Below are 22295 nucleotides of genomic sequence, written 5' to 3' on the forward strand. Positions count from 1 at the left end.
TACATTTATGTAAATTCAAATCCATTGTAATTCCTAGTATTCCGATGTATAATTCTGAAAATAAAGAGTGGGCATGCTCACAGACCATGGAGGAGAGAAAGATATGCGCAAAGGATTATCTGGGGTTGTAGCTATAATATTGTTAACTTTTTTGATTAGTGCGTGCTCCGGGGGCAACAACGCCGCATCACCGGCAGCAAGCGGGACACCTGCGGAATCTCAGCAGCCTGCTGCGGGCGAAGGGCCGAAAGATGGAGGGAACCTGATTATCGGAGTAGCTTCCGATCCGGTAGTGCTTAATCCAAACTATGCGGGCGACCGTGTCAGCCTGACGATCGACCAGGCGCTGTATGCGCCGCTGTTCCAAGTCAACAACGGTGAGAAAACCTTTTATCTTGCGGATAGCCTGACACCTTCTGCCGATAATTTAACCTATACCCTGAAGCTGAAGAGCGGACTTACCTGGCATGACGGGGAGAAGCTTACAGCCGATGACGTGGTGTTCACTATTGAGAAGATTCTGGATGAGAAGCAGAACAGCTTTCTGCGGGCCAACTTCCTGATTAATGACAAGCCGATCACTGTCACGAAAGTGGATGATTTGACTGTGGAATTCAAGCTGCCTCAGGTCAGCCCGGCGTTTGAAGCTACACTCGTACAGGTAACTCCTATTCCAAAGCATATTTTTGAGAATGAAACAGACATTGAGAAGAGCACCAAAAATGCTGCTCCAGTAGGCTCCGGTCCTTTCAAGTTCAAAGAATACAAGGCAGGCGAATATCTGACGCTGGAACGGTTCGACAACTATTTCGGCGGCAAGCCGCACCTGGATTCGGTCACCTACCGGATTGCCAAGGATGCGAATGCTGCGAACCTGGCCCTGCAGAATGGCGAGATTAATGTACAGTACCTGGATCCGAAGGATGTAAGCACGATTCAGGCGACCAATAATTTTGAAATCCTGCCTTACGCCGAAGGACGCTTGTCGTATCTGATGTTCAATGCGAACAGCGATACCGGCGCCCTGGCGAAGAAAGAAGTCCGTCAAGCCCTGTCACTCGCGCTCAGTCGTGATGAGATTATCCATACAGCCTACACTTCAAGTGAATATGCCGATCCTGCTAAGTCTTTCCTGACTCCGGACGCGCTGTACTTCACCAATGATGTACCTACTTTCGATAACGATACAGCGAAGGCTAAGGAGATGCTTCAAGCAGCAGGAGTAAGCAATCTGAAGCTGAGATTCATCGTACAGAGCGGCAACAAAGCGCAGGAAGCTATCTCGCTGTATGTGCAGCAGAAGCTGAAGGCCGTCGGTGTGGAAGTTGAACTGCAGAATATGGATTCCTCTGCCTGGGTGCAGAAGTTCATCGACCTGAAGTCTACCGATTTCGAGCTGGCCCTGACCGGTTATATTATGGGCTATGATCCGGATGCTTACCGCATTCTGTTCACCTCTGGAGCGTCTTCGAACTATTCGCATTATGCGAATCCGGAAGTCGACAAGCTGCTGAATGATGGTGCAGGCGAAGCTGATACAGCCAAACGTGCGGATATTTACAAAAAAGCGCAAGAGCTCGTCGCCGAGGATGCGCCGATCTATCCAATCGCTTATACCAAAACTGTTGTTGCTATATCCAAAAACTACGGTGGTCTTGAAGAAGCAGTACTGAAGCCTGTTGTTATTTTCGAAGACCTGTCCAAGATCTATCAGAAATAAGCACGGAGAAAATAAGTGCGGGAAAAAATAAGCTGGGCCGCCCAGCTTATTTTTTTGCCGGTGGGGAGCGGGAGAAGCTGCGTATGAGACAACTCATCGTAAGAAGATTACTGCAAACACTGCCGATGCTGTTCTTTGTATCGGTCGTGTGCTTTACCATGATCAAGCTGGCTCCGGGAGATCCGGTGCTGTCTTTTGTTACGCCCAACATGCATGCAGATGACATTGAGCGTATCCGTCATAACCTGGGACTGGACAAACCGGCCTATATTCAATATTTCATCTGGATCAAAGAAATGGTGCAGGGGAACTTCGGGTATTCCCTGATTAATCACCAGCCCGTACTTGGGCAGATTCTGGAGCGCCTGCCGGCAACGGCCGGTCTGATGGGCAGCGCGATTGCGCTGGCTGTACTGCTCTCGATTCCGCTTGGCCTAATTGCCGGAGCGAACCGGAACCGCTGGGCCGACAAGGTGATTAACTTCGTTTCCTATATCGGCATCTCCATTCCATTATTCTGGCTGGCCATTCTGCTGATGTACCTGTTCGCGATCAAGCTGCACCTGCTTCCGAGCATGGGCATGCGCACCATTGGGGTGGAATCCGCGGCGGATGTGCTCAAACATGGGATTTTGCCCTGCTCCGTGCTGGCCTTTGGTTTTCTTGCCGGTTATGTGCGTTATATCCGCTCAAGCACCATTGGACAGCTGAAGGAGGAGTATGTGCAGATTCAGTATGCCTTCGGCTCGAAGAAGTCGACGATATTGTTCCGTCATGTCATGAAGCATGTGCTGCTGCCGGTGATTACGCTGCTCGGGATGTCTATGGGCGATCTGGTGGCGGGTGCCATCGTGACGGAAACGGTTTTTTCCTGGCCAGGTATTGGCTCGCTGGGCATGACAGCAGTTAAGGGAATGGATTATCCGGTAATCATGGGGATTACCCTGTTCTCCTCCCTGATGCTGATCTTTGGCAATCTGGTGGCAGATATACTCTACAGCTTCGTGGACCCACGAATCCAACTAAAGGGGTGACCTCATGAATCGCAGTAAATGGAAAAATATAAAGGACGAACTGTTTGCGAACGGTCTGGGTGTCGCCGCTTTGCTGATTCTGATTGTGTTCACGCTTGGGGCAGTATTTGCCTTTCTGTCTGGCTATGACCCCAATGCTATGGACGCCATGGCTAGGCTTACGCCACCGGGTGCCGGCCATTGGTTCGGGACGGACGACTATGGCCGCGATTATCTGGCGAGAGCGCTATACGGCGGGCGCATCTCTCTCTTGGTCGGTTTCGCTTCGATGATTGTGGCAACCGGCATCGGGGCCACCATAGGTGTAATCAGCGGCTACTTTGGCGGCTGGCTGGATAATCTGCTGATGCGGCTGCTGGATGTAATCATGTCGATCCCGTCCTTTCTGATTCTGCTGCTGCTCAGCGTGTATTTGAAGCCAAGTGTCGGCAACATTATCATTATTATTGCCCTCTTGATGTGGATGAACGTGGCGCGGGTTGTCCGGGCGGAGACGATGACGATCAAGGAACGTGAATATGTGCTCTATGCCAAAGCTTCAGGTCAGAGTGCCTCAGGTATTATCTGGCGTCATATTCTTCCTGGTCTGGTGCCGGTTATTATCGTAGGTGCGACGAACAATATCGCTTCGGCGATTATGATGGAATCGTCGCTGAGCTTTCTCGGCTTTGGGGTACAGCCGCCGAATGCAACCTGGGGCAGCATGCTGAACAGCGCACAGGGATATATTGCCCAGGCGCCTTATCTCGCGCTGTTTCCGGGTCTTTTGATCCTGCTGACTGTACTGAGCTTTAATGTGCTGGGTGATATTTTGCGTGTCGGCTTTGAACCGAAGCTGATGCGGAGATAGGGAGAGTGAAGACATCATGACGACACGGCTGCTGTCTGTTGAAGATTTACAGGTTTCGTTCGCTACCCGGGATGGGGAGAATCAGGCCGTCCGGGGGGTCAGCTTTCATATAGATGCTGGTGAAACGGTAGGGATTGTCGGGGAATCCGGCAGCGGCAAAAGTGTCACGGCCAAAGCGATTATGTCACTGATCGCTCCTCCGGGCCGCATAACGGCCGGAAATATCGAGTTTCGCGGCGAGCGTCTGAGCAGACTTTCAGAGAAAGAATGGCGGAGTCTGCGGGGGAACCGGATCGCGATGGTCTTTCAAGACCCGATGACCTCCCTGAATCCGGTGAAAAAAATCGGCCAGCAACTGACGGAGGTCATCCGCAGGCACCGTGGACTGAATAAAGAAGAAGCGTATGCTGAAGCAGCCAGAATGCTGCTCCAGGTCGGCATCCAGAATCCGGAGCAGCGGCTGAAGCAGTATCCGCATGAATTCAGCGGCGGAATGCGGCAGCGGGTGATGATCGCCATGGCGCTGTCCTGTCAGCCCGAGCTGCTGATTGCCGATGAGCCGACAACAGCGCTGGATGTGACGATACAAGCGCAGATTCTGGATCTATTCAAGGAGCTCAAAGAAAATTCTGATACGGCCATTGCACTGATTACGCATGATCTGGGTGTGGTTGCACAGGTCTGCACCCGCGTGATTGTGATGTATGGCGGGTTGATTATGGAGGAAGGGACGGTAGAGGATATCTTTTACCGTCCCCAGCATCCGTACACAGAGGGGCTGCTGCGCTCGATTCCGAAGCGCGGAGGTGGTTCACGCGAGCGTCTGATTCCGATTGAAGGCACACCGCCGGATTTGCTCGACCCACCTCCGGGCTGCCCGTTCATGGAGCGCTGCCCTCATGCTTTTGCCCGCTGCAGCGAACGTCCGCCTACAGTAGAACTCGCTGCGGGTCACCGCTCAATGTGCTGGCTGGCGAAGGATACGCAGGGTCAGATGGCAGCTTATGCCGAGGGGAGGAATTCCGTTGAGTGAGAGTAAAGTATTAGTGGATGTGAATAATCTTCACAAGCACTTCTCTAAAGGTAAGGATATGCGCGGGCGCGATACAGCTGTGCTAAAGGCTGTCGATGGCGTGAGTTTTCAGATCCGCCAGGGGGAAACTTTCGGGCTGGTGGGCGAATCGGGCAGCGGCAAGTCCACAGTGGGACGCTGTCTGCTCCGGCTGTACGATTATACCGGTGGTGAGGTGTTCTTTGATGGACAGCCGCTTGGCAAGCTGGGAGAGAAGGGGCTTAAGCCTTTCCGCCGCCGTATTCAGTCGATCTTTCAGGACCCGTATTCCTCACTGAATCCGAGCCTGAATGTGCTCGAGCTGATCAGTGAGCCGATGAAGATTCATGGAATTTATCAGGGTGGGGAGCGCAAAGAAGCAGTTGCGGGACTTCTAGAACGGGTAGGGCTCAAGCGGGAGCATCTGTACCGCTTTCCCCATGAGTTCAGCGGCGGACAGCGGCAGCGCATCTCTATTGCACGGGCGTTGTCGGTCCGGCCTGAATTTGTTGTCTGCGACGAGCCGATTTCGGCGCTGGACGTTTCTGTGCAGGCCCAGGTCGTCAATATGCTGGAGGATCTGCAGTCCGAGTTCGGTCTGACCTATCTGTTCATTGCCCATGACCTGTCGATGGTCCGGCATATTTCAGACCGCATCGGCGTCATGTACGGCGGACGGCTGGTTGAGGTAGCGGATAGTGATGAATTGTATGACAACCCGCTCCATCCCTATACTAAGGCACTGATGTCTTCCATTCTGGAGACAGACCCGCGTAAGGGTAGCCAGAGAATCAGGCTGGAAGGTTACTCTGGAGAAGAGAAAGCAGCGGCACAGGCAATATTACGCGAAGTAAGTCCGGGCCACTATGTGGCTCTTGACTGAGTCCAGCACTAATCTACAATGATAACGGGAGGCGATGAGATGACAGAGACCAATATAAAGGTAAAGCTGTCGCAATGGGATGCCCTGCTGCTGGAATCACTGCGATCCTTCGGCTGGTCCGATGAGGAGCTGCTGCGCAGAGTAGAGGCGGGCGATTTGCCGGTGGATAAGAGTGAATATGAATTTGATTATGCCCGGCTGACCACTCTGGCAGATGAGCAGCCGGAGGAATTCCGGCAGGCGGTAACCGGCAGCTACCAGATCAAATATAATACCATTCGCGGCATACGCAGCTGGATTTCCGTTGCTCTTGGCAAGCAGGCCAAGCTGGAGCTGGAGGAAGGCAAGGAAGCGGCGGAAGTGGCTTTGACCGAAGCTGAGAAAAACAGATTGGAAACCGCGCTCTCTTTCGGCTGGCGGATTACAGACGGGCCTTCGGGTACCGGAGTCTACCGGATTGAACCGATCCAGAGATAGTAGAATATGAAAATTAACTGCCCCGCTGACCATGTGCCAGCGGGGCAGCTGTACGTAGGGGAAGGTGTACATAGTCTTAGTGTGTCATAGCATAGTTGCTGTGCTTCGGTAAGGTGAAGCAATCTGGGTTGTGCTACTCCTGTGTTAGTCAGTTAAGCATCTGAAACGCACACTGTACAATGGACGTATGATAAGAAACCTATGGCTCTTGTCAGGATCAGCAGTTCATTGTTAAGGAGGAGACCAAATGCTGAAGTGGAAGCGCGGAGAGATCACCTTGTTCCAGAGTGATCTTTATGAGACGAACTCGCTGGTGGTAGAGAGTGCCGATGCTGTACTGGTCGTTGACCCCTGCTGGCTGCCGCGGGAGGTGGAGGAGATCCGTCAGTATGTCAGCGGTATCCTTGGCAGAAGAAGGTTGCTGTTACTGTTCACGCATTCCGATTTTGATCATATTATCGGGTATGGTGCCTTCCCCGAGGCTGAGGTTATCGCAAGCAGAGCTTTTGCGGAGAAAAGCTGGGAAGAGCGGGAAACGATTCTGGAGGAGATCCGGGCTTTTGACGATAATTACTATCTCAAAAGACCGTATGAGATTATTTATCCGGTTGTGAATCATATTATGGAGCAGGAGGGGCAGACGATGGCATTCGGGGAGCTGCAGTTAACGGGGTATACTGCACCGGGTCATACTAATGACGGCCTGTTCACGGTGGTTAATGGATCTCAATTGCTTATAGCCGGGGATTATTTGTCTGATGTGGAGTTTCCTTATATCTATGACAGCAGTACTGCCTACGAAGCTACACTCTCCAAGATGGAACAGATCATAACCAGGCATCCTGTTCCGCTGCTGATCCCCGGACATGGGGAGGCAGCGGATAGTCTGCTGGACATTGAGTGCCGCAGGTTAGCCGGACTGGGCTATATCCGTAGCCTGCGGGCAGCTGTAGCTGCCGGAGATCAGGGGGGAGTGGATCGGCTCATTGCAGGCTGCACCTTCCCCCGCAATATGCGCAAATTTCACCGCAGCAATCAGGAGCTGATGGAGCGGGAGCTGGCCGGAATCACTGGAACCGCCTGAACCGCCGGTTCATCCGAAGGACCTTACATATTGAGCTGGATCCGGCGGGTGCTTAGCACGCCCTCCAGGCCGGTAGGATCTGTGCTTACTTTGCGGGCGACGAATTCTTCCGCCCGTTCCGAAGTGCGGATTCGGAGCGGCTTGGGCTCCATGTGCACCAAGTCCCACATGACTTCGGCTACAGAGTCCGCCGTCTGGGGTTCTACATTGCGCTGGAGGAACGTCCCGGTGTAGGCATCCAGAATCGGCTTATATTCGTCTTCCAGAATGCCGCCGGTTTTGGCTACATGCCCAAGTACAGTTTTGTTGAACTCCGTAGCGATCGCACCGGGCTCCAGCAAGGAGATGTCAATGTTGAACTGTGGTTTGTAATAGGTAGCCATACTTTCCAGCAAGCCTTCCAGGGCGAACTTGCTGGCACAGTAGATCTCGTTCATCGGCTGGCCCACCAGCCCGCCCACGCTGGAGGTCGCGACAATATGCCCGTATCCGGTCTTGCGCAGCAGGGGAAGCGCCGCACGGATCGTATGCATGACTCCATAGACATTGGTGTCGAATACGCGGTGAATATCTTCTATCGGTGCTTGTCCAAGCGCCCTGAGGTAGCCGAAGCCAGCGTTGCAGAACAGCACATCAAGGCGGCCTTGCTCCTGCTCAATCTGATCCATTACCCCCTGGATGCTGTCAGGCTCAGTGACTTCCATCTCTACAAATTTCAGATCGGCCACTTGGCTGTAACGCTCCTGATCCCGTTCCAGGTTGCGGGTTCCCGCATAGACGGTCCAGCCCTCGCTCGCGAATTTCAGAGCAGAAGACAGCCCTATTCCGGATGATGCACCGGTGATGCAGATAATTTTACCCATAAAGGATTCAGCCTCCAGCTTTTTTCCATATATTATAGCATACGGCAGACTGCCTCCGATAATCCGACATAAAGTTTGTGTTTTCGCATATTTGAAGGGGTGTTCAGTTGCTATAAGTGATTTCGGTACTGTAGACTATATAGTAAGGACTAATTGCAAGTGAATGGAGAGGAACAGAGGAACGATGGATGTATTTAAGCGTTATTATGCGAATTTAACAGTCCGGCGCTTTTTGATTCTGGCGCTGATTGCACTGCTGCTGTACAGTATCCGGGATATGCTCAATTTGGTGCTTCTGACGTTTTTGATTGCTTATGTAATGAATAGCTTTCAGGTACTGCTGTCGAAGCGGATTGGCAAATTCGTCAAGGTGAACAGCAAGGTTATTATTGTTATATTATACCTCGCTCTAATCACGATGATCGTCTTAACGCTCGTCAAATACCTGCCCAAGGTATACACGCAGATTAAGCAGTTGACCGATTTTCTAACCACTCTAACCTCTGAAGATCTCCCGCAGAATGAAATTACACAGTATCTGTTCAATCAATTGAAGGATTTGAATTATGAATCCTATATGACCCATGGCATTGGATATGTGCTCAAAATCAGCAACTGGGGAACCACCTTCGTATTAGCAACTATTCTGAGCTTTGTCTTCATTCTTGAGAAGAACCGTATTGTCAATTTCACCTCCCGCCTGAGAGACAGCAAGATATCCTGGTTCTATGTGGAACTGGAATACTTCGGCAAGAAATTCATCTCATCGTTCGGCAAGGTCATTGAAGCGCAAATTCTCATTGCTCTTTTCAATACCCTGTTCACTGTGGTGGGCTTATGGATCATGGGTTTCTTTTTTGAGCCGTTCCCGTACCTTTTCGCCCTGGCGATCATGATCTTCCTGTTAAGTTTAATTCCGGTGGTTGGGTTTGTGATTTCACTCATCCCCTTGTGTATCATCGGCTACAATATCGGTGGTCTCGTAATGACGCTGTATGTGCTGGGACTGATTGCCGTGCTGCATTTCATGGAAGGCTACTTCCTGAATCCGAAGCTGATGTCTTCCAAAATGAACCTGCCCATGTTCTACACCTTCATTGTGCTGCTGTTCTCCGAGCATTATATCGGCGTATGGGGGCTGATCCTCGGGATTCCTATTTTCGTCTTCTTCCTTGATATTCTGGAGGTTACCCGGGATAAACCTAAGGTATAAGCCTTACCTGGATCCAAAATCAACCGGTATACAACAAAAGTGACATTTCTGCTGACCGCAGGGGGAATGTTGCTTTTTTTTGATAAGGAAAATAAAAAACGCTCCCGAAATTAATCGGGAGCGTCGCTTGGTTAGTCAGCGGACTTTTGGGGGGGAAGAGACTCAACTACCGCCAATACCATGTGACATAGGCTGGATCAACGATGGAGTACTATCTGCCACGGTTACAGTGTTTCCTGCAGGGAGAACAATGACAGCTACAGCGACTAAACTACATAAAACTAGAAGCTTGATAAATTTTCTTGGCATTTGAATTCCGCACCTCTCTGATCAGAAGTTTGTATCTCTCCATTTGGTCTTCTCCTGCTGCGTACCGATATTGTTCAAACAGGTCGACACAAGTGATTGCTATGCTCTCGTTGTTAATTCTAGCAGATGATTCCAAACTTTGCAGTATGAAGTTAATTCCTTCATTTCGTTGATTATGTAAGTAATAAGCCGCCAGCTCAGCAAGAAACCTGGCGTGTTTGTCTGCCATAATCTGCTGATTGTATTCACCAAATTCCGATCTGTAGGAACGGTATGGGATGTGGGCAGAGAAGCGCTCCAGAATGTGATCTACATTCCACTCGTACCGGTTAGCCGATTTGATGATATGGTACACTGCCGTAAATATCTCGTCCGGTTGCGTTGAGATATATTCCACATAATCAGCCAGAACATCCATCTGTCCGTCCAGTACGCGGTACAAATAGATGTTCGCCGTCCCCCACTCCCGAAACTGGGTTAAAGTCTTTTGAACTTCTTCATTATCCTCTTGTATCCAGCTTCCATCCATATAGAGTGGCACACGCTCTAGAGCAGATTTATAGTCTCCATATTCCATGTAAATACTTGATAGGAAGAGATGGGCGTTCAGAATATACAGATACAGCGGTCTTTGAGGCATTTTGCCGTTGACCTGTTTACGACTCGAATGGTGCTGTAGATTATAACGTAGTGTGGCCAGCCGGAGCATTTTCTGTGCGAGTTCCTCCACTTTAGGCCAATGCTGTAAGGAATAGTAGACATGCAGCAGATCTATTATTCCATCTAATTGTTCAGCCTCATCCAACCGATCTATGTAACATTCAAAGAGGATTGCCTCCCGCAAATTAATGCTCTGATCGTCCCCTAGAGCAATTCTAAATAGCCGGTACTGGCATACCGCCAGCCGCTCCGAGTTCTGATATTTCTCACTGGCACTCACATTCTTGTAGAGTAACGCCGCAGCTTGCCATTGCCCCTGCTGATACAGTCCTTCAGCCACTTCAAATAGCATGGGAGCATAGATCAGATTGTCGAGCAGATTCAGAACCACTTGCTCAATGCAATCAAGGCGGCCGAGCTCCGCAGAACGTATCAGAAATGGGCGTAACCGCCGCCAGGTCGGTGCCGAGTGAAGAAAACATTCATCCACATATAGACTAAAGAAATAATCCTCCTGCAGCCCCATCCCCTGTGTGATCCGCTCCAGATGATTCATGGCAATCGGCTGCCTGTTGCTAATCACACGACTGAGTGTCCCGGAATTAATTCTGGATTGGAGAGCAAATTGATTAATGGACATGCCTTGCTGAGCTAGATAAGCCGCTAATTGATCGCGAATCGTGGTTGTAGACTCCAATGGAAACACCACCTGACTAAATGCCGTTATTTAGGATTAATTTTTTATTATTGCAATAATATGTGATAATATTCCAATGGTCAATAGAGTAGATTAGTAGAAGTCGTGAACATGGGGTACAGCAAGAACCAGCACTAGTCTTGGATGTAAGAGTAGGGGGATTTCTACTCTAGATAAGGTGGCTTTCGTTCTATTTAAAGAGCGGACAGGGATTCAATGGCACATCTGCGCACAAAATAAAAAACAGGCTCTCTCCGCAGAAAAATACTGCTTAGGAGACTGCCTGTTTCTTCAGACTATATAGAGAGTATGTACCTTTGTCAGCCGAATGAAGTCATTACACTTTGCGTCACGATCTCTTGTAATTCGGCTTTTTGCGCGGCATATTGCTGCGGGGTAATGCTGCCGCTGGCGAGGCGCTGATCGAGCTGCTGTGTAAGCTGCTTCACCTGCAAGTTAATGATGCTTCCAATATTCCCGCCATTCTCGGCAGCGATATCCTTGAGCGACTTGCCGTCATACAACGCGTCATACAACTCCTCATCCGAAGATTGGTTCAGCGCCTCCAACAAATCGTCCTTCTCGGCTACATTGGTGACGGACCATTTGGCGACAGGACTCGCACTTGCGACAGGCTTGCCCCAGGTGGTTCCACTAAATGAGATAGCCACAATCATACTCCCGACAATCATCACTCGTTTTATATTCATATAAATTATCCTCTTTTCAAGCTATATTATATCGGCATGGGGTTATTAGTTTTGTCGGCTTGGATACTTTTATGCTTAATTTCATTGTAGCCGGCAAAGCTGAGGTTAAGCTTAACTCTTCTTTAAGATAACCTAAAGAATGAACCTTTGAAGGATACTTCGTATTATCATGCGGGTCATCGTATTTTAGTAAATGGTAACTTTTCTGCATGCTGTCCGTCAGTGAGATAGGTGAAAATCAAGGGCAAGGTTACGAATGAGCCAGGCCGGGCCATGAAATAAATAACCGTAAAGGAGAGAGGTGAACCTTAAATGAACCAAAAAGTGCTGGTAGTCGATGACGAGCCGGGTATTGTGAATGCGATTGCCTATGCGCTGAGGCGTGAAGGCTATGAGGTGGATACCGCCGGAGATGGCGAAGAGGCGCTCACCAAAGCGCGGATTTTCCATCCGAACGTGATGGTGCTTGATGTGATGATGCCGAAGCTGAACGGGTATGATGTATGCCGCAAGCTGGAGGACCGGGATGACATCGGGATTATCCTGCTCACCGTCAAAAATGATATTGTCGATAAAATCGTCGGCCTGGAGCTGGGTGCGGATGATTATATGACCAAGCCGTTTGAGATCCGGGAACTGCTCGCCCGGGTGAAGGCGCTGCTGCGTAGGCTGGAGAAGAATACGGCCGAGGTCCGAAGTGAGCTGATCGAATATGGTGCGCTTCGGGTTCAGGCAGACCGGAGAACCGCCCAGCTTGGGGAGGAACTTCTGGAGCTAACACCGAAGGAGTTCGATCTTCTGCACCTGCTGCTCTCCCATCCGCAGCGGGTCTATATGCGTGAAGAACTTCTGGAGCAGGTCTGGGAGATGGACTACGCCGGTGGTACACGCACAGTGGATATTCATATCCAGCGGCTGCGCAAAAAACTGGGTGAGCCGTATCAGAATATTCTGCAAACCGTCTATGGGGTTGGCTATAAAGCGGTCCCGGCGGGGAGCTTCGCATGAGGATCAGCATCAAGCTGAAGTTCAGCCTGTTTCTGGCGGTGCTGCTGATTCTGTCGATCAGTATCCTGAGCTATTTCGTACTGCAAGGCGTCGGGCGTAACCAGCAGGCGCAGATCGAGAGCGTACTTGCCCAGCATGTCAAAACGGTGAATTTGCGCGTCAAACAGACCTATTATACCGGCACGCGGCTAGCCCCGCAGGCATTCATGCAGCAGCGGGGAAAAGCGCTGGCTGCAGAGCTGGCCGGGTTCACCGGATTGCAGGTGACACTGTACGATGCAGAGGGGCAGCAGGTAGGGACATCCCGGCAGGGGGGAGACCCGGCGGTCGAGCAGAAACCTGCAACAGCAATAGCCTATGCGCTGCAGAACAAAATCGCCTACCAGAGCACAGGCGATACCATGCTCTATCTAGCGCCGCTTCAGGGGCCGGATCAACAGATGGGAGTGATCCGGCTGGAGTATCCGCTGCAGGAAGCCCGAAGCTTCCGGCAGACCCTACTGAATCTTTTTCTAACTACAGGTGCCGTGGTTCTAGCCTTAAGCTTTATTGGCGGTTATCTGTATTTCAACAAGGCTGCCGCGGCCATCGGCCGGCTGAAGAAGGCGGCGGAATCCATCCGCCGCGGCGAGTACATCTCCGCTCCTCCAGTTAAGCGCGCAGACGAGCTGGGTGAGCTGGCGGAGGGCATTTATTTCATGAGCCGGGAGATTGACAGCAGCATTGCCGCGAAGGATGAGGAGCAGCGCAAGCTGCAGCTTGCCGTGCAGAAGCTGCAGGCGCTGGAGCAGCAGCAGAAGCAGTACATCGGCAATATCAGTCACGAATTCAAGACGCCGCTGACCTCGATCAAGGCCTATGTTGACCTCCTAAATATGTACGACGATGATCCCAAGCTGCTGTCGGATGCTAAGCTCAGTATTGCTAAGGAGACCCAGCGGCTCTATGAAATGGTAGAGAAGGTGCTGCAGCTGACGGCGCTGGAGAAATATGATTTTGAATCCCAGGCGGAGCTGCTGGAGGTAGCAGATGCACTGCAGGATATTTGCAGCCGTATGAAAGGCAAAGCAGAGCGGTATGGGCTCACCCTCACGCTGGACGTAGAACCGGCATCTATCTGGATCGATAAGGAAAGCTTCATGCATATTTTTATCAATCTGCTGGATAATGCGATCAAATATAATGTCCCGCAAGGGACGGTTCATCTTCATAGCAGGGTCCGGGACCACAGGGTCTGGATCACGGTCAGGGATTCCGGGATCGGGATCCCGGCGGAGGCCAGAGATAAGATCTTCGAGCCTTTCTATACGGTTAACCGTGACCGCTCCAGACAGTCGGGCGGGACAGGACTAGGTTTGTCCCTGGTCCGTAATCTGGTAGAGAAGCAGAACGGAACGATTACCTTGCTGGAGCCGGACGGGGAGGGTACGTCGTTCGAGTTGTCTTTTCCCGTCATGACTTGAAGACATTAAGTTACAACTTGGAAACATTTGGTGAGCGGTTTGGAAATAATCATCCGGTATGCTGGGAGCAACACAATCAAGGGGGAACCACTATGAATCCGCGAAAGCACTTCAGGCCAGGCAAAGCCCTGCAGATTCTGCTGTACAGTGCTGTTTTTCTATCCATGGCTGCCTGCAGCAGGGAGAATACTGAAACACGTCAGACCGTAGAGAAATCCGGCCAAAAAATCACGGTCATGGACAACACCAGCGAATCGGTCTACACCAAGCTGAAGCTTGCGGGCATTGATAAGATGGAGGGGATTCGCGGGACGGATTTTGCCAGTGAAGAGGCGATAGTGGTGGACCATGAAAACCGCAGTCTTCCTCCGCAGACGGTGGAAGGCCAGGAACGGTATCCGCATAATCTCTATCTCCGTACGCTCTCTTCAGGTGCAGAAACGCCGCTGCAGGAGGGTGAGAAGAATTATGGCGCGGCACAGCTGTCTCCGGACAAAAGCCAGCTTTTTTACAAAGAACTCTATGACGCTACCGGCCTCGGCTACATTATGAATCTGGCTACGGGTATTTCGGTAAAGGCGGGCGATGCGGAGTTTCGGAGTGAGGAAGGGGCTTGGGCCGACAACGAGCATGTGCTTTACCCGGATATGGAGGGCAATATTATAAAAGCAGGCGTGGACGGCAAGCAGGAGATAGTGCTGAAGACGGGGATACCTTTTGTCCATGAGGTGATTCAGACGGGCAGCCGTATTCTCTACGTCACAGGTGAAGACAGCCAGCTGAGTGCCTATGATACAGAAACCAGGCAAACTAAGGTGCTGAAAAAGAATGTAATGTGGGCCGTCCCGTCACCGGACGGGAGCAGACTGGCTATTGTCGAGCGGACAAAGCCTGGGGAGATGGTGCTGCTGCTCTGCGACAGTGAAGGCAGCGAGCAGACCCGGCTTGCCGCAGCCCAGCAGATCTTCGGAACCAGCTGGTCGCCGGACGGCAGCAAGCTGGCTTATGCAACCACTGCCGCAAGTGCGGCGGATGACCAGGATGGTCTGTTCATCACCGAGGTGGAGACTGGAGAGCAGACGCCTGTGCTGAATGACATTGAGGTGGCTGACCAGCTGCGCTGGAGTTCTTCGGGCAAGAAACTGCTGGCATCCGTGGCGGTCCTGAGGGATAATGCGTACCAGTTCATTACGTATGTTGTAAGACTGTCTTAAATCTTCTATGGAGAGTCGTGTTAGCGCACGGCTCTTTTTGCATTGCACTTCTGTTTTTTTACAAATGCTGTTATTCAGCTTAATGTCTGGCGAATAGTGCCCACCTATACTTCAGTTGGGCAACGAATAAGCTTGGATCAGAGAGGGAGCCCGCAAATCAGAAATAGGAGTGATAGGGAAATCATGAAGAAAAGATTCGAGGCACTTTTATCCATGGGTCTGCTGTTGTCCTTGCTCGTCCTGTTACTTGCCGCTTGTGCCAACTCGGAAGCCAAAGCAGATGAAGGAAACGGCAATGCCGGAGCCAAAGAGCTTAGCTTAAGTGAAATCGAAGCTGAAGCTACCAAGGAAGGCGCTGTAGTCAGTGTAGGCATGCCGGATTCGTGGGCCAACTGGAAGGATACCTGGAATGATATTACGGCCAAGTATGAAATTACACATACCGATACAGATATGTCGAGTGCGGAGGAGATCGCCAAGTTCGAAGCTGAAAAGGATAAACCGACAGCCGATATTGGCGACGTGGGCATCGCCTTCGGTCCGGTTGCAGCAGATAAAGGGGTAACCCAGCCTTATAAAACTTCTCACTGGGACGAAATCCCGGATTGGGCCAAGGATAAGGACGGCAACTGGGTTGTGGGTTATCAAGGTAGTATCGCTTTTCTGACCAATACGAAGCTGGTAGCGGATCCGCCCCAAAGCTGGGAGGACCTGAAGAACGGCAACTATAAAATCATCGTGGGCGATGTGACCAAAGCAGCCCAGGCACAAATGGCTGTGCTTGCTGCAGCGATTGCTTTTGGCGGAGATGAGTCGAACATTGAACCGGGCATTGCCTTCTTCGAGGACTTAGCGAAAAAAGGGCGGCTTTCCAATGCTGAAGCTTCCCTTGCCAACATCGAGAAGGGTGAAGTGGAAGTGACGCTGCTGTGGGATTTCAATGCGCTGAACTATAAGGATCAGATCGACAAGAACGGCTTCAACGTTGCTATTCCGAAGGAAGGCAGTGTAGTAAGCGGCTATGCGACGGTCATCAACAAATGGGCTCCGCATCCCAATGCGGCCAAGCTGACGCGTGAGTATATTCTCAGCGACGAAGGGCAGATCAATCTGGCCAAAGGCTATGCCCGTCCGATCCGCGATAGCGTGAAGCTGCCGGAAGATGTTGCTGCGAAGCTGCTGCCTCAAGAGGAATATACGAATGTGAAGCCGGTTGGCGACTACAAAGTGTGGGAAGAAACTGCGAAGAGCCTGCCGCAGCTGTGGCAGGAACGCGTGCTTGTGCATTTGAACTAACCGTTTCATCATAAAAAAACCGGGGGCGCCTGAGCTTGTATGCCTAAGGCGCCCGTTTGCTTATTCTTAACGAGAGGAGCGTGCAGGATGAGACAGAGACAACGCGGCCTGATACTGGCCCTGGCTCCGTTTGTGCTGATGGTGCTGGCATTTCAGGTGGTGCCCGTCTTCTCCATGCTGTCGGGCAGCTTCCGCAGCGCGGACGGAGCAGGCTTCACCCTGGGTAACTACAGACATGCGCTGAGCAGCGCCTACTATATGCAGGCAATCAAGAACAGCCTGCTGATCTCCGTCCTCTCCAGCCTGATCGGGGCGGGTGCAGGGCTTCTATGTGCATACTGTATTACCCGCTTTGCGCCTGCGGTACGGGACCGGCTGCTGATGCTGTCCAATATGACCTCGAACTTTGCCGGGGTTCCGCTGGCTTTTGCCTACATTATTCTGCTGGGCAACAACGGTGTGTTCACGCTGCTGTTCAAGCAGTGGGGCTGGAGCGTATTTGACGGATTTAACCTGTACAGCTGGTCCGGTCTGATTCTGGTGTACGTCTATTTCCAGATTCCGCTGGCCTTATTGCTGCTGTACCCGGCGTTCTATGGCATCCGTGAGCAGTGGAAAGAGGCGGCAGCCCTGCTCGGGGCAGGGCCCTGGCAATTTTGGAAAACGGTCGGTCTTCCGGTATTGTCTCCAGCGATCTTCGGCACACTTGGCATTCTCTTCGCCAATGCAATGGGGGCGTATGCCACGGCCTATGCGCTGGTTGGCGGGAACTACAATCTGCTCGCTGTCCGCATCGGCTCTTTGGTCGCCGGCGATGTGGTGACCCAGCCGGAGATGGGCAGCACACTCGCGGTTCTGCTGGCACTAAGCACGCTGCTGGCTGTGTTCCTCAATCAGCGGATGGTGCGTCGGATGGAAGGATTCAGCGGCAAAAGCACCGCGCGGCGGGAGCGCAGCAGCGGATTATCCAAACGGCGCTGGCCTGTAGTCGGTGAGGAGGCGGGACAATGAATACCCGTAAGGCGGGCTTTGCCCCGCGCACCTTCATGTTCCTGCTCATGGTCTACTTGCTGTTGCCGCTGCTGGCGACGGGGGTGTACGCTTTTGCCCAGGATTGGCAGAATACGCTGCTACCCCGGAGCTGGACAATGAACTGGTTCGGTGACATGTTTCAGGATATCCGTTTTCTGAAGGCACTGTGGACTTCGCTGTATTTGTGCATCATCAGCGTTCTGCTCAGCCTTGCCGTGATGCTACCGGCAGTTTTTGTCATTACGGTTTATTTTCCGCGTTGGGAAAGCTTCATGAAGGGGATTGTTGTGCTGCCTTACGCCGTGCCGGGAGTCGTGGCAGCTGTGGGGCTGATTCGCACCTATTCCTCCGGCCCGTTCGACATTTCAGGTACCGCTTATTTGCTGGTAGGGGCTTATTTCGTGGTCATCCTGCCGTATATGTATCAGGGCATCCGCAACAGTCTGCTGAGCGTGTCCGCCGTAGAGCTGCTGAATGCTGCCGAGCTACTTGGGGCCAGTAGACGTAAGGCTTTTGTGAATGTGATTCTGCCGAATATCTGGCCTGGAGTCATGGTCTCTGCGCTGCTGTCCTTCTCCGTGCTGTTTGGGGAGTTCGTGTTGACCAATATGCTGGTGGGCGGTCATATCCAGACGATCCAGGTCTATTTGTACCAGCGTGTGGGTGAAAGCGGACATCTGGCCAGCGCGATAGCCATTTCCTATTTTGTGTTTATTCTGCTGCTGTCGGCCGTGCTGATGAAGCTTGGAATGAAGATTAAAAGCCAGGTGAAATAAGACCTAGCGGCTGAAGGCCCACAATAAGGAGGGATCGGGGAATGAACGATTTTTTGAAGCTGCAGGGAGTCCGTAAAAGCTTTGGCGATTCGCCAGTATTGGCCGGCGTGGATCTGAACATTGCTGAGGGGGAGCTGGTCACGCTACTAGGTCCTTCGGGATGCGGCAAAAGTACGCTCCTGCGCTGCATCGCAGGGCTGACCGAGCTGGACAGCGGCAGTATTCAGCTCGCGGACAAGGAGCTGACGAAGCTGCCACCGCGCAGCAGGGACGTGGGCATGGTGTTCCAATCCTATGCGCTGTTCCCCAATCTGACCGTCAGCCAGAATGTCGAATATGGCATGCGCATGCGCGGTGTTGCTCCGGCGGCGCGGCGTAGCCGGTGCGAAGAGCTGCTGGCGCTGGTCGATCTCGAAGACAAGCGGGATGTCTATCCGCAGGCGCTGTCCGGCGGACAGCAGCAGCGGGTAGCGCTCGCCCGCTCGCTGGCCGTCCAGCCGAGGCTGCTGCTGCTGGACGAACCGCTCAGCGCGCTCGACGCCAAAATCCGCAAGAATCTGCGGGCGGAAATCCGCGATATTCAGCGGCGGCTCGGGATGACGACGCTGTTCGTCACCCACGACCAGGAGGAAGCGCTGATTCTCTCGGACCGGATCTGCATCATGAACCAGGGTCGCATGGTGCAGGAAGGCTCCCCGGAGCAGCTGTACAAGGCGCCCCGCACAGAATTCGCTGCCCGGTTCATTGGCAGCTATAACGTACTCAGCCGGGCGGAGGCACTCGCGCTGTTCCGCAGAATTGACAGCCGTTCCGACCGTTTTGCGATCCGCCCCGAGGCTGTCATTCTGCTTCCGGAGGGTGAGGCAATTCAGGATGATGCGGACGGTATGTCCGATGTACGCGGACACGTGCAGGCGGTGTCGGTTCTGGGCAATATTATCCGCGCCACTGTCGTGGCCGAGGGTATCCGTCTGACCGTAGACCTGCTGAATGACGGCCGCTGGCTGCGGGTCCGGGAAGGGGATCATGTGACTCTTTTGCTGGATCCTTCCCAGTTGCTGCATCTGGAACAGGAGGGGGCATAGCAGGGCTAATCGCTGCTCCAGATGCAGATTGTCCCACTGATGTACCCTTGCTTGGACCTTCTGTCTATAGAGGCAACAACACGGGATGCCTCCTGTACAGAACCCTTCAGTCCCACCCCTCGCGGCGGGCTCTATTCATGGTACAATGGGAAGGCATAATAGAGGGATGTACAGGAAGGAGCAGTACCTGATGGAACCAACCGCGCAAGAGGTAGCGGAATGGATGGTTAAGGAGATCCGTTTTACGGGAACCCTGCACCAGACCGCCGCGATTGAATATGTGAAGGCCAATTTTGGCGAGCAGTTTGTGTTTGTGAATGAGAATGGGAATGCCTCGTTGTCCAAGGATGTGAAGAAGGCCTTCCGCAAGCTGCATGGCGGAAGAATTGCCTGGGACCGTGACGGATTCCTGTGGGCCTGGACCTGATATAGCTGAAGCGGCATATCTCTTTAACAAGGACACCACGGTCCTTAGAAGAAGTAATAGGAGCTGACATGAACCACATGCGGGTGCTACTCCCCATGTGGTTTTTTCTATATCTATATCCCTAAATAAGTAAAGTATAGAATATATTAATTTCACAGGAATAAATTCCGATAATGATAGAGTCCTATACATCTAAAGTCACAAATACATAAGGATAAAGGGACAGAAAACCGAGTTTAGAACAAAGGCAAACCCGTACGAAAGTCGGAGACGCAAAGCCACGGGCCTACTTCATCCGGGAAGGATGTTAGGGCAGCCGGGCCGCTCAAGGCACTTGGTTTTTTGGCGTGCCTATAAATAGCGCTGGGGGAGAGAAGTGAATGAGGTTTGCAAGGGAAATGAAGTTGTCGCGGCACATGGTGGCCGCAGTGGCGGTGGTATGCATGCTTGGCGGCCTGTTAAGCGGGGGACTTGGCACGAAGCTGGCTTCGGCAGCCGGGACAGACCCGGGCAGAACGGACTACAGTGTATCCGGTGACCGGATTGTGTGGCTGGAAGCAGATGCGAACGGGGTCAAACAGGTGCACGTGCTAAGTCAAGCCAGCGGAACAAGTAAAGTGCTTACGACCGGTTCATCTGCCAAGGATGCGCCTTCTGTGGGCGGCAACACTGCCGTATGGGCGGACAAGGGAACGGAGCCGGAATCCTCATTGAACTGGGATATCTACGCTGCGGATCTTGCAACAGGTACCCGTACCAAGCTTAACAAGCAGTCCGGCCCCTATGGGAATCCGACTACGGATGGTGTCGGTGTGGTCTGGTACGAGCGCAACAATTACGGCAGCATGATCTATCATGACCTGGCTACGGGCCTTGAAGCCGACTTAGGTGAGGGACGCTTCCCTGTACTGGCTGATGGAAATGTGGTGTATAAGAATGCCCGTGACGGGGGCCTTAGCCTGCTGGATTTAAGCAGTGGAGTTACGCGTGCACTTGTTAGTCTGGGCGGAGCGAACTACGTGGACTGGTTTGTTTTTAACGGAAATTATGTGCTCTTCAAGCAAAAGAACAGTGCTTCCGGGAACAAGGTAGTGCTGCTGAATATCAACGATCTGACGTCTCAGCCTGTGGATCTCACGGAGATGAAACCCGGAGGAGCAGATTATGCCTTTATGTCCATAGGTGAGAGGCAGGCTGTTTTTCAGGAAGACATGAACGGTATGGCTACACTTCATCAAGTAAACCTCTCAACCTATGCGGTAGAACGGCTGCCGGCGATAGAGACAGGGGCTAAGCTGATCGGCATAAGCGGCGATAAGCTGCTGTACAGCAAGAGTGATAACTATATAGGATCGATTGATTTGCAAAAAGGGTCAACCACTCCGGATCCGGGAATAACGCCTAACAACGGTACGGGTTCGGCTACGGGAGCGAAGACCCCGGTAGTCACCGGAGCCAAGGATAGTCAGGTAATCGGCAGTACTGGGGGTACCTTGTCTGTATTGGAAGGGTGGGCGAGGCTGGAGATTTCAGCAGGAACGTTCCAGGATCCTACCACGGTAAGCTTGGCTCAAGCAGAGCTGGATACGAAGGTACTGCTCGACGCGGGAGGCAAAAAACTGCAGAAAGCAGGTTCCGTCTGGCAGGTGCAAGCCAGTAGCCCATTCCACATCCCGGCAAAGCTGGCGGTAAGATATCCGAACGAAGAGCCTTGGGTGACGGGGCATGAGAAGCTTGGAATCTACAGCTACGATCCGGCAAAGGGAAGCTGGAGCTATATTGGCGGCGTAACTGCGGCAGAGCAAGGATATGTGCAGGCCAAGATTACAGCCTCTGGACTGTATGCGGTCATGCTGCGAGATATTGGGTTCATAGATCTGTCAGGCCACTGGGCACAGCAAGCCGTAGAAGTCCTGGCAGCCAGAGGAATTGTAAATGGAATGAATGGAACCGTGTATGCGCCAAAAGGCATCCTGACCCGGGCTGAATTCACCAAGCTGCTTGCAGCAGCACTTCAATTACAGCCGGTGCAGCCGGATACAGCGACCTTCCGTGATGTATCAGCAGCGAACTGGTCCTATCCGTATGTGGAAGCGGCAGCTAAGGCTGGAATCGTAACCGGAGAAGCCGGACTTTTTCATGGCAATGATCCGCTGACCCGTGAACAGATGATGGTGATGCTGATGCGGGCGATTGACAGTACTACAGAGGGCTTGGCTTCTGCTGCGGATTCGGATAAGCGTGAGGCTGGACTCTCCGGATTCAAGGACAATGGCAGTATTAGCGCATGGGCACGGGAATCCGTAGCTGCTGCGGTCGGGAAGAAGCTGGTGCAAGGAAGTGGACAGCTATTGAAGCCTAAGGATTCATCTACGAGAGCCGAAGCGGCAGTCATAATGTACAAGCTGCTGGCCGAGCTGAAATTACTATAACTTATAACGGA

The 22295-nt window shown here is 52.2% G+C and carries 20 protein-coding genes and 1 riboswitch; of the genes, 17 read left to right on the forward strand and 3 right to left on the reverse strand.

All coding sequences use genetic code 11. The features are described from left to right. Positions 1-103 precede the first annotated feature (103 nt). From ACAN54_RS17475 to ACAN54_RS17505, 7 genes are all read left to right on the forward strand, one after another. Complete coding sequence (locus ACAN54_RS17475; RefSeq protein ID WP_379157865.1) at positions 104-1720, forward strand: ABC transporter substrate-binding protein; 1617 nt, start codon at positions 104-106, stop codon at positions 1718-1720. Positions 1721-1803: 83 nt separating this feature from the next. Continuing rightward, on the forward strand, positions 1804-2754 hold the full coding sequence (locus tag ACAN54_RS17480; protein ID WP_379157868.1) for an ABC transporter permease: 951 nt from the start codon (positions 1804-1806) through the stop codon (positions 2752-2754). A 4-nt stretch (positions 2755-2758) separates the two neighbouring features. After that, entirely contained in the window at positions 2759-3604 is an 846-nt protein-coding gene (locus ACAN54_RS17485) for an ABC transporter permease (RefSeq protein WP_379157871.1), read from the forward strand. Positions 3605-3620: 16 nt separating this feature from the next. Continuing rightward, positions 3621-4637, forward strand: coding sequence for an ABC transporter ATP-binding protein (locus ACAN54_RS17490; protein ID WP_379157874.1), 1017 nt, complete (start codon positions 3621-3623; stop codon positions 4635-4637). Continuing rightward, a complete protein-coding gene (locus ACAN54_RS17495; protein ID WP_379157877.1) occupies positions 4609-5538 on the forward strand; it encodes an ABC transporter ATP-binding protein in 930 nt (309 codons plus the stop codon). The genes ACAN54_RS17490 and ACAN54_RS17495 overlap by 29 nt, the downstream gene beginning before the upstream one ends. A gap of 39 nt (positions 5539-5577) precedes the next feature. Next, positions 5578-6015 carry a hypothetical protein gene (locus ACAN54_RS17500; RefSeq protein WP_379157880.1) on the forward strand — a complete coding sequence of 146 codons (438 nt, stop codon included), beginning with the start codon at positions 5578-5580 and terminating at the stop codon, positions 6013-6015. Positions 6016-6262: 247 nt separating this feature from the next. Beyond that, the gene (locus tag ACAN54_RS17505; protein ID WP_379157883.1) at positions 6263-7099 is read left to right on the forward strand and encodes an MBL fold metallo-hydrolase; all 837 of its coding nucleotides are present in this window, start codon (positions 6263-6265) and stop codon (positions 7097-7099) included. A gap of 23 nt (positions 7100-7122) precedes the next feature. Here ACAN54_RS17505 and ACAN54_RS17510 read toward each other — a convergent pair whose 3' ends face one another. Then, complete coding sequence (locus ACAN54_RS17510; protein WP_379157886.1) at positions 7123-7962, reverse strand: SDR family oxidoreductase; 840 nt, start codon at positions 7960-7962, stop codon at positions 7123-7125. A gap of 163 nt (positions 7963-8125) precedes the next feature. On the opposite strand from ACAN54_RS17510, the gene ACAN54_RS17515 reads away from it, so the two are divergent. Then, entirely contained in the window at positions 8126-9175 is a 1050-nt protein-coding gene (locus ACAN54_RS17515; RefSeq protein WP_379157889.1) for an AI-2E family transporter, read from the forward strand. Positions 9176-9446: 271 nt separating this feature from the next. Here the strand turns inward: ACAN54_RS17515 and ACAN54_RS17520 are convergent, their stop codons facing one another. Together ACAN54_RS17520 and ACAN54_RS17525 are read right to left on the reverse strand one after the other, a co-directional pair. Continuing rightward, a complete protein-coding gene (locus ACAN54_RS17520) occupies positions 9447-10784 on the reverse strand; it encodes a transcriptional regulator (protein WP_379158734.1) in 1338 nt (445 codons plus the stop codon). 377 nt (positions 10785-11161) lie between these two features. After that, positions 11162-11551 carry a hypothetical protein gene (locus tag ACAN54_RS17525; protein WP_379157892.1) on the reverse strand — a complete coding sequence of 130 codons (390 nt, stop codon included), beginning with the start codon at positions 11549-11551 and terminating at the stop codon, positions 11162-11164. A 312-nt stretch (positions 11552-11863) separates the two neighbouring features. On the opposite strand from ACAN54_RS17525, the gene ACAN54_RS17530 reads away from it, so the two are divergent. The 9 genes from ACAN54_RS17530 to ACAN54_RS17570 all read left to right on the forward strand — a co-directional run bounded on the left by ACAN54_RS17530 (position 11864) and on the right by ACAN54_RS17570 (position 22284). Then, the gene (locus tag ACAN54_RS17530; RefSeq protein WP_379157895.1) at positions 11864-12559 is read left to right on the forward strand and encodes a response regulator transcription factor; all 696 of its coding nucleotides are present in this window, start codon (positions 11864-11866) and stop codon (positions 12557-12559) included. Next, entirely contained in the window at positions 12556-14022 is a 1467-nt protein-coding gene (locus ACAN54_RS17535) for a sensor histidine kinase (RefSeq protein WP_379157898.1), read from the forward strand. The genes ACAN54_RS17530 and ACAN54_RS17535 overlap by 4 nt, the downstream gene beginning before the upstream one ends. A gap of 92 nt (positions 14023-14114) precedes the next feature. Beyond that, positions 14115-15236 (forward strand): TolB family protein, encoded by a 1122-nt coding sequence (locus ACAN54_RS17540; RefSeq protein WP_379157901.1) that lies wholly within the window; start codon positions 14115-14117, stop codon positions 15234-15236. Positions 15237-15419: 183 nt separating this feature from the next. Further along, positions 15420-16532, forward strand: coding sequence for an ABC transporter substrate-binding protein (locus ACAN54_RS17545; RefSeq protein WP_379157904.1), 1113 nt, complete (start codon positions 15420-15422; stop codon positions 16530-16532). Between the two features lie 87 nt (positions 16533-16619). Next, positions 16620-17543, forward strand: coding sequence for an ABC transporter permease (locus ACAN54_RS17550; RefSeq protein WP_379157906.1), 924 nt, complete (start codon positions 16620-16622; stop codon positions 17541-17543). Further along, positions 17540-18340: an ABC transporter permease gene (locus tag ACAN54_RS17555; protein ID WP_379157909.1), complete on the forward strand. Its 801-nt coding sequence runs from the start codon at positions 17540-17542 to the stop codon at positions 18338-18340. The genes ACAN54_RS17550 and ACAN54_RS17555 overlap by 4 nt, the downstream gene beginning before the upstream one ends. A 41-nt stretch (positions 18341-18381) precedes the next feature. Then, on the forward strand, positions 18382-19425 hold the full coding sequence (locus ACAN54_RS17560; RefSeq protein ID WP_379157912.1) for an ABC transporter ATP-binding protein: 1044 nt from the start codon (positions 18382-18384) through the stop codon (positions 19423-19425). A 190-nt stretch (positions 19426-19615) separates the two neighbouring features. Beyond that, the gene (locus ACAN54_RS17565) at positions 19616-19852 is read left to right on the forward strand and encodes a DUF6953 family protein (protein ID WP_379157915.1); all 237 of its coding nucleotides are present in this window, start codon (positions 19616-19618) and stop codon (positions 19850-19852) included. A 236-nt stretch (positions 19853-20088) separates the two neighbouring features. Further along, positions 20089-20181, forward strand: a riboswitch (cyclic di-GMP riboswitch). A 51-nt stretch (positions 20182-20232) separates the two neighbouring features. After that, positions 20233-22284 (forward strand): S-layer homology domain-containing protein, encoded by a 2052-nt coding sequence (locus ACAN54_RS17570; protein ID WP_379157918.1) that lies wholly within the window; start codon positions 20233-20235, stop codon positions 22282-22284. Positions 22285-22295: the final 11 nt, after the last annotated feature.

It is taken from the genome of Paenibacillus diazotrophicus, from assembly GCF_042610465.1.

Coding starts and splice junctions, on each gene's coding strand:
- ACAN54_RS17545 (WP_379157904.1), top strand. CDS start 15,420: ATGAAGAAAAGATTCGAGGCACTTTTATCCATGGGTCTGCTGTTGTCC.
- ACAN54_RS17480 (WP_379157868.1), top strand. CDS start 1,804: ATGAGACAACTCATCGTAAGAAGATTACTGCAAACACTGCCGATGCTG.
- ACAN54_RS17525 (WP_379157892.1), bottom strand. CDS start 11,551: ATGAATATAAAACGAGTGATGATTGTCGGGAGTATGATTGTGGCTATC.
- ACAN54_RS17520 (WP_379158734.1), bottom strand. CDS start 10,784: ATGTCCATTAATCAATTTGCTCTCCAATCCAGAATTAATTCCGGGACA.
- ACAN54_RS17555 (WP_379157909.1), top strand. CDS start 17,540: ATGAATACCCGTAAGGCGGGCTTTGCCCCGCGCACCTTCATGTTCCTG.
- ACAN54_RS17560 (WP_379157912.1), top strand. CDS start 18,382: ATGAACGATTTTTTGAAGCTGCAGGGAGTCCGTAAAAGCTTTGGCGAT.
- ACAN54_RS17505 (WP_379157883.1), top strand. CDS start 6,263: ATGCTGAAGTGGAAGCGCGGAGAGATCACCTTGTTCCAGAGTGATCTT.
- ACAN54_RS17495 (WP_379157877.1), top strand. CDS start 4,609: ATGCCGAGGGGAGGAATTCCGTTGAGTGAGAGTAAAGTATTAGTGGAT.
- ACAN54_RS17475 (WP_379157865.1), top strand. CDS start 104: ATGCGCAAAGGATTATCTGGGGTTGTAGCTATAATATTGTTAACTTTT.
- ACAN54_RS17500 (WP_379157880.1), top strand. CDS start 5,578: ATGACAGAGACCAATATAAAGGTAAAGCTGTCGCAATGGGATGCCCTG.
- ACAN54_RS17515 (WP_379157889.1), top strand. CDS start 8,126: ATGGAGAGGAACAGAGGAACGATGGATGTATTTAAGCGTTATTATGCG.
- ACAN54_RS17535 (WP_379157898.1), top strand. CDS start 12,556: ATGAGGATCAGCATCAAGCTGAAGTTCAGCCTGTTTCTGGCGGTGCTG.
- ACAN54_RS17510 (WP_379157886.1), bottom strand. CDS start 7,962: ATGGGTAAAATTATCTGCATCACCGGTGCATCATCCGGAATAGGGCTG.
- ACAN54_RS17570 (WP_379157918.1), top strand. CDS start 20,233: ATGAGGTTTGCAAGGGAAATGAAGTTGTCGCGGCACATGGTGGCCGCA.
- ACAN54_RS17550 (WP_379157906.1), top strand. CDS start 16,620: ATGAGACAGAGACAACGCGGCCTGATACTGGCCCTGGCTCCGTTTGTG.
- ACAN54_RS17565 (WP_379157915.1), top strand. CDS start 19,616: ATGGAACCAACCGCGCAAGAGGTAGCGGAATGGATGGTTAAGGAGATC.
- ACAN54_RS17490 (WP_379157874.1), top strand. CDS start 3,621: ATGACGACACGGCTGCTGTCTGTTGAAGATTTACAGGTTTCGTTCGCT.
- ACAN54_RS17540 (WP_379157901.1), top strand. CDS start 14,115: ATGAATCCGCGAAAGCACTTCAGGCCAGGCAAAGCCCTGCAGATTCTG.
- ACAN54_RS17485 (WP_379157871.1), top strand. CDS start 2,759: ATGAATCGCAGTAAATGGAAAAATATAAAGGACGAACTGTTTGCGAAC.
- ACAN54_RS17530 (WP_379157895.1), top strand. CDS start 11,864: ATGAACCAAAAAGTGCTGGTAGTCGATGACGAGCCGGGTATTGTGAAT.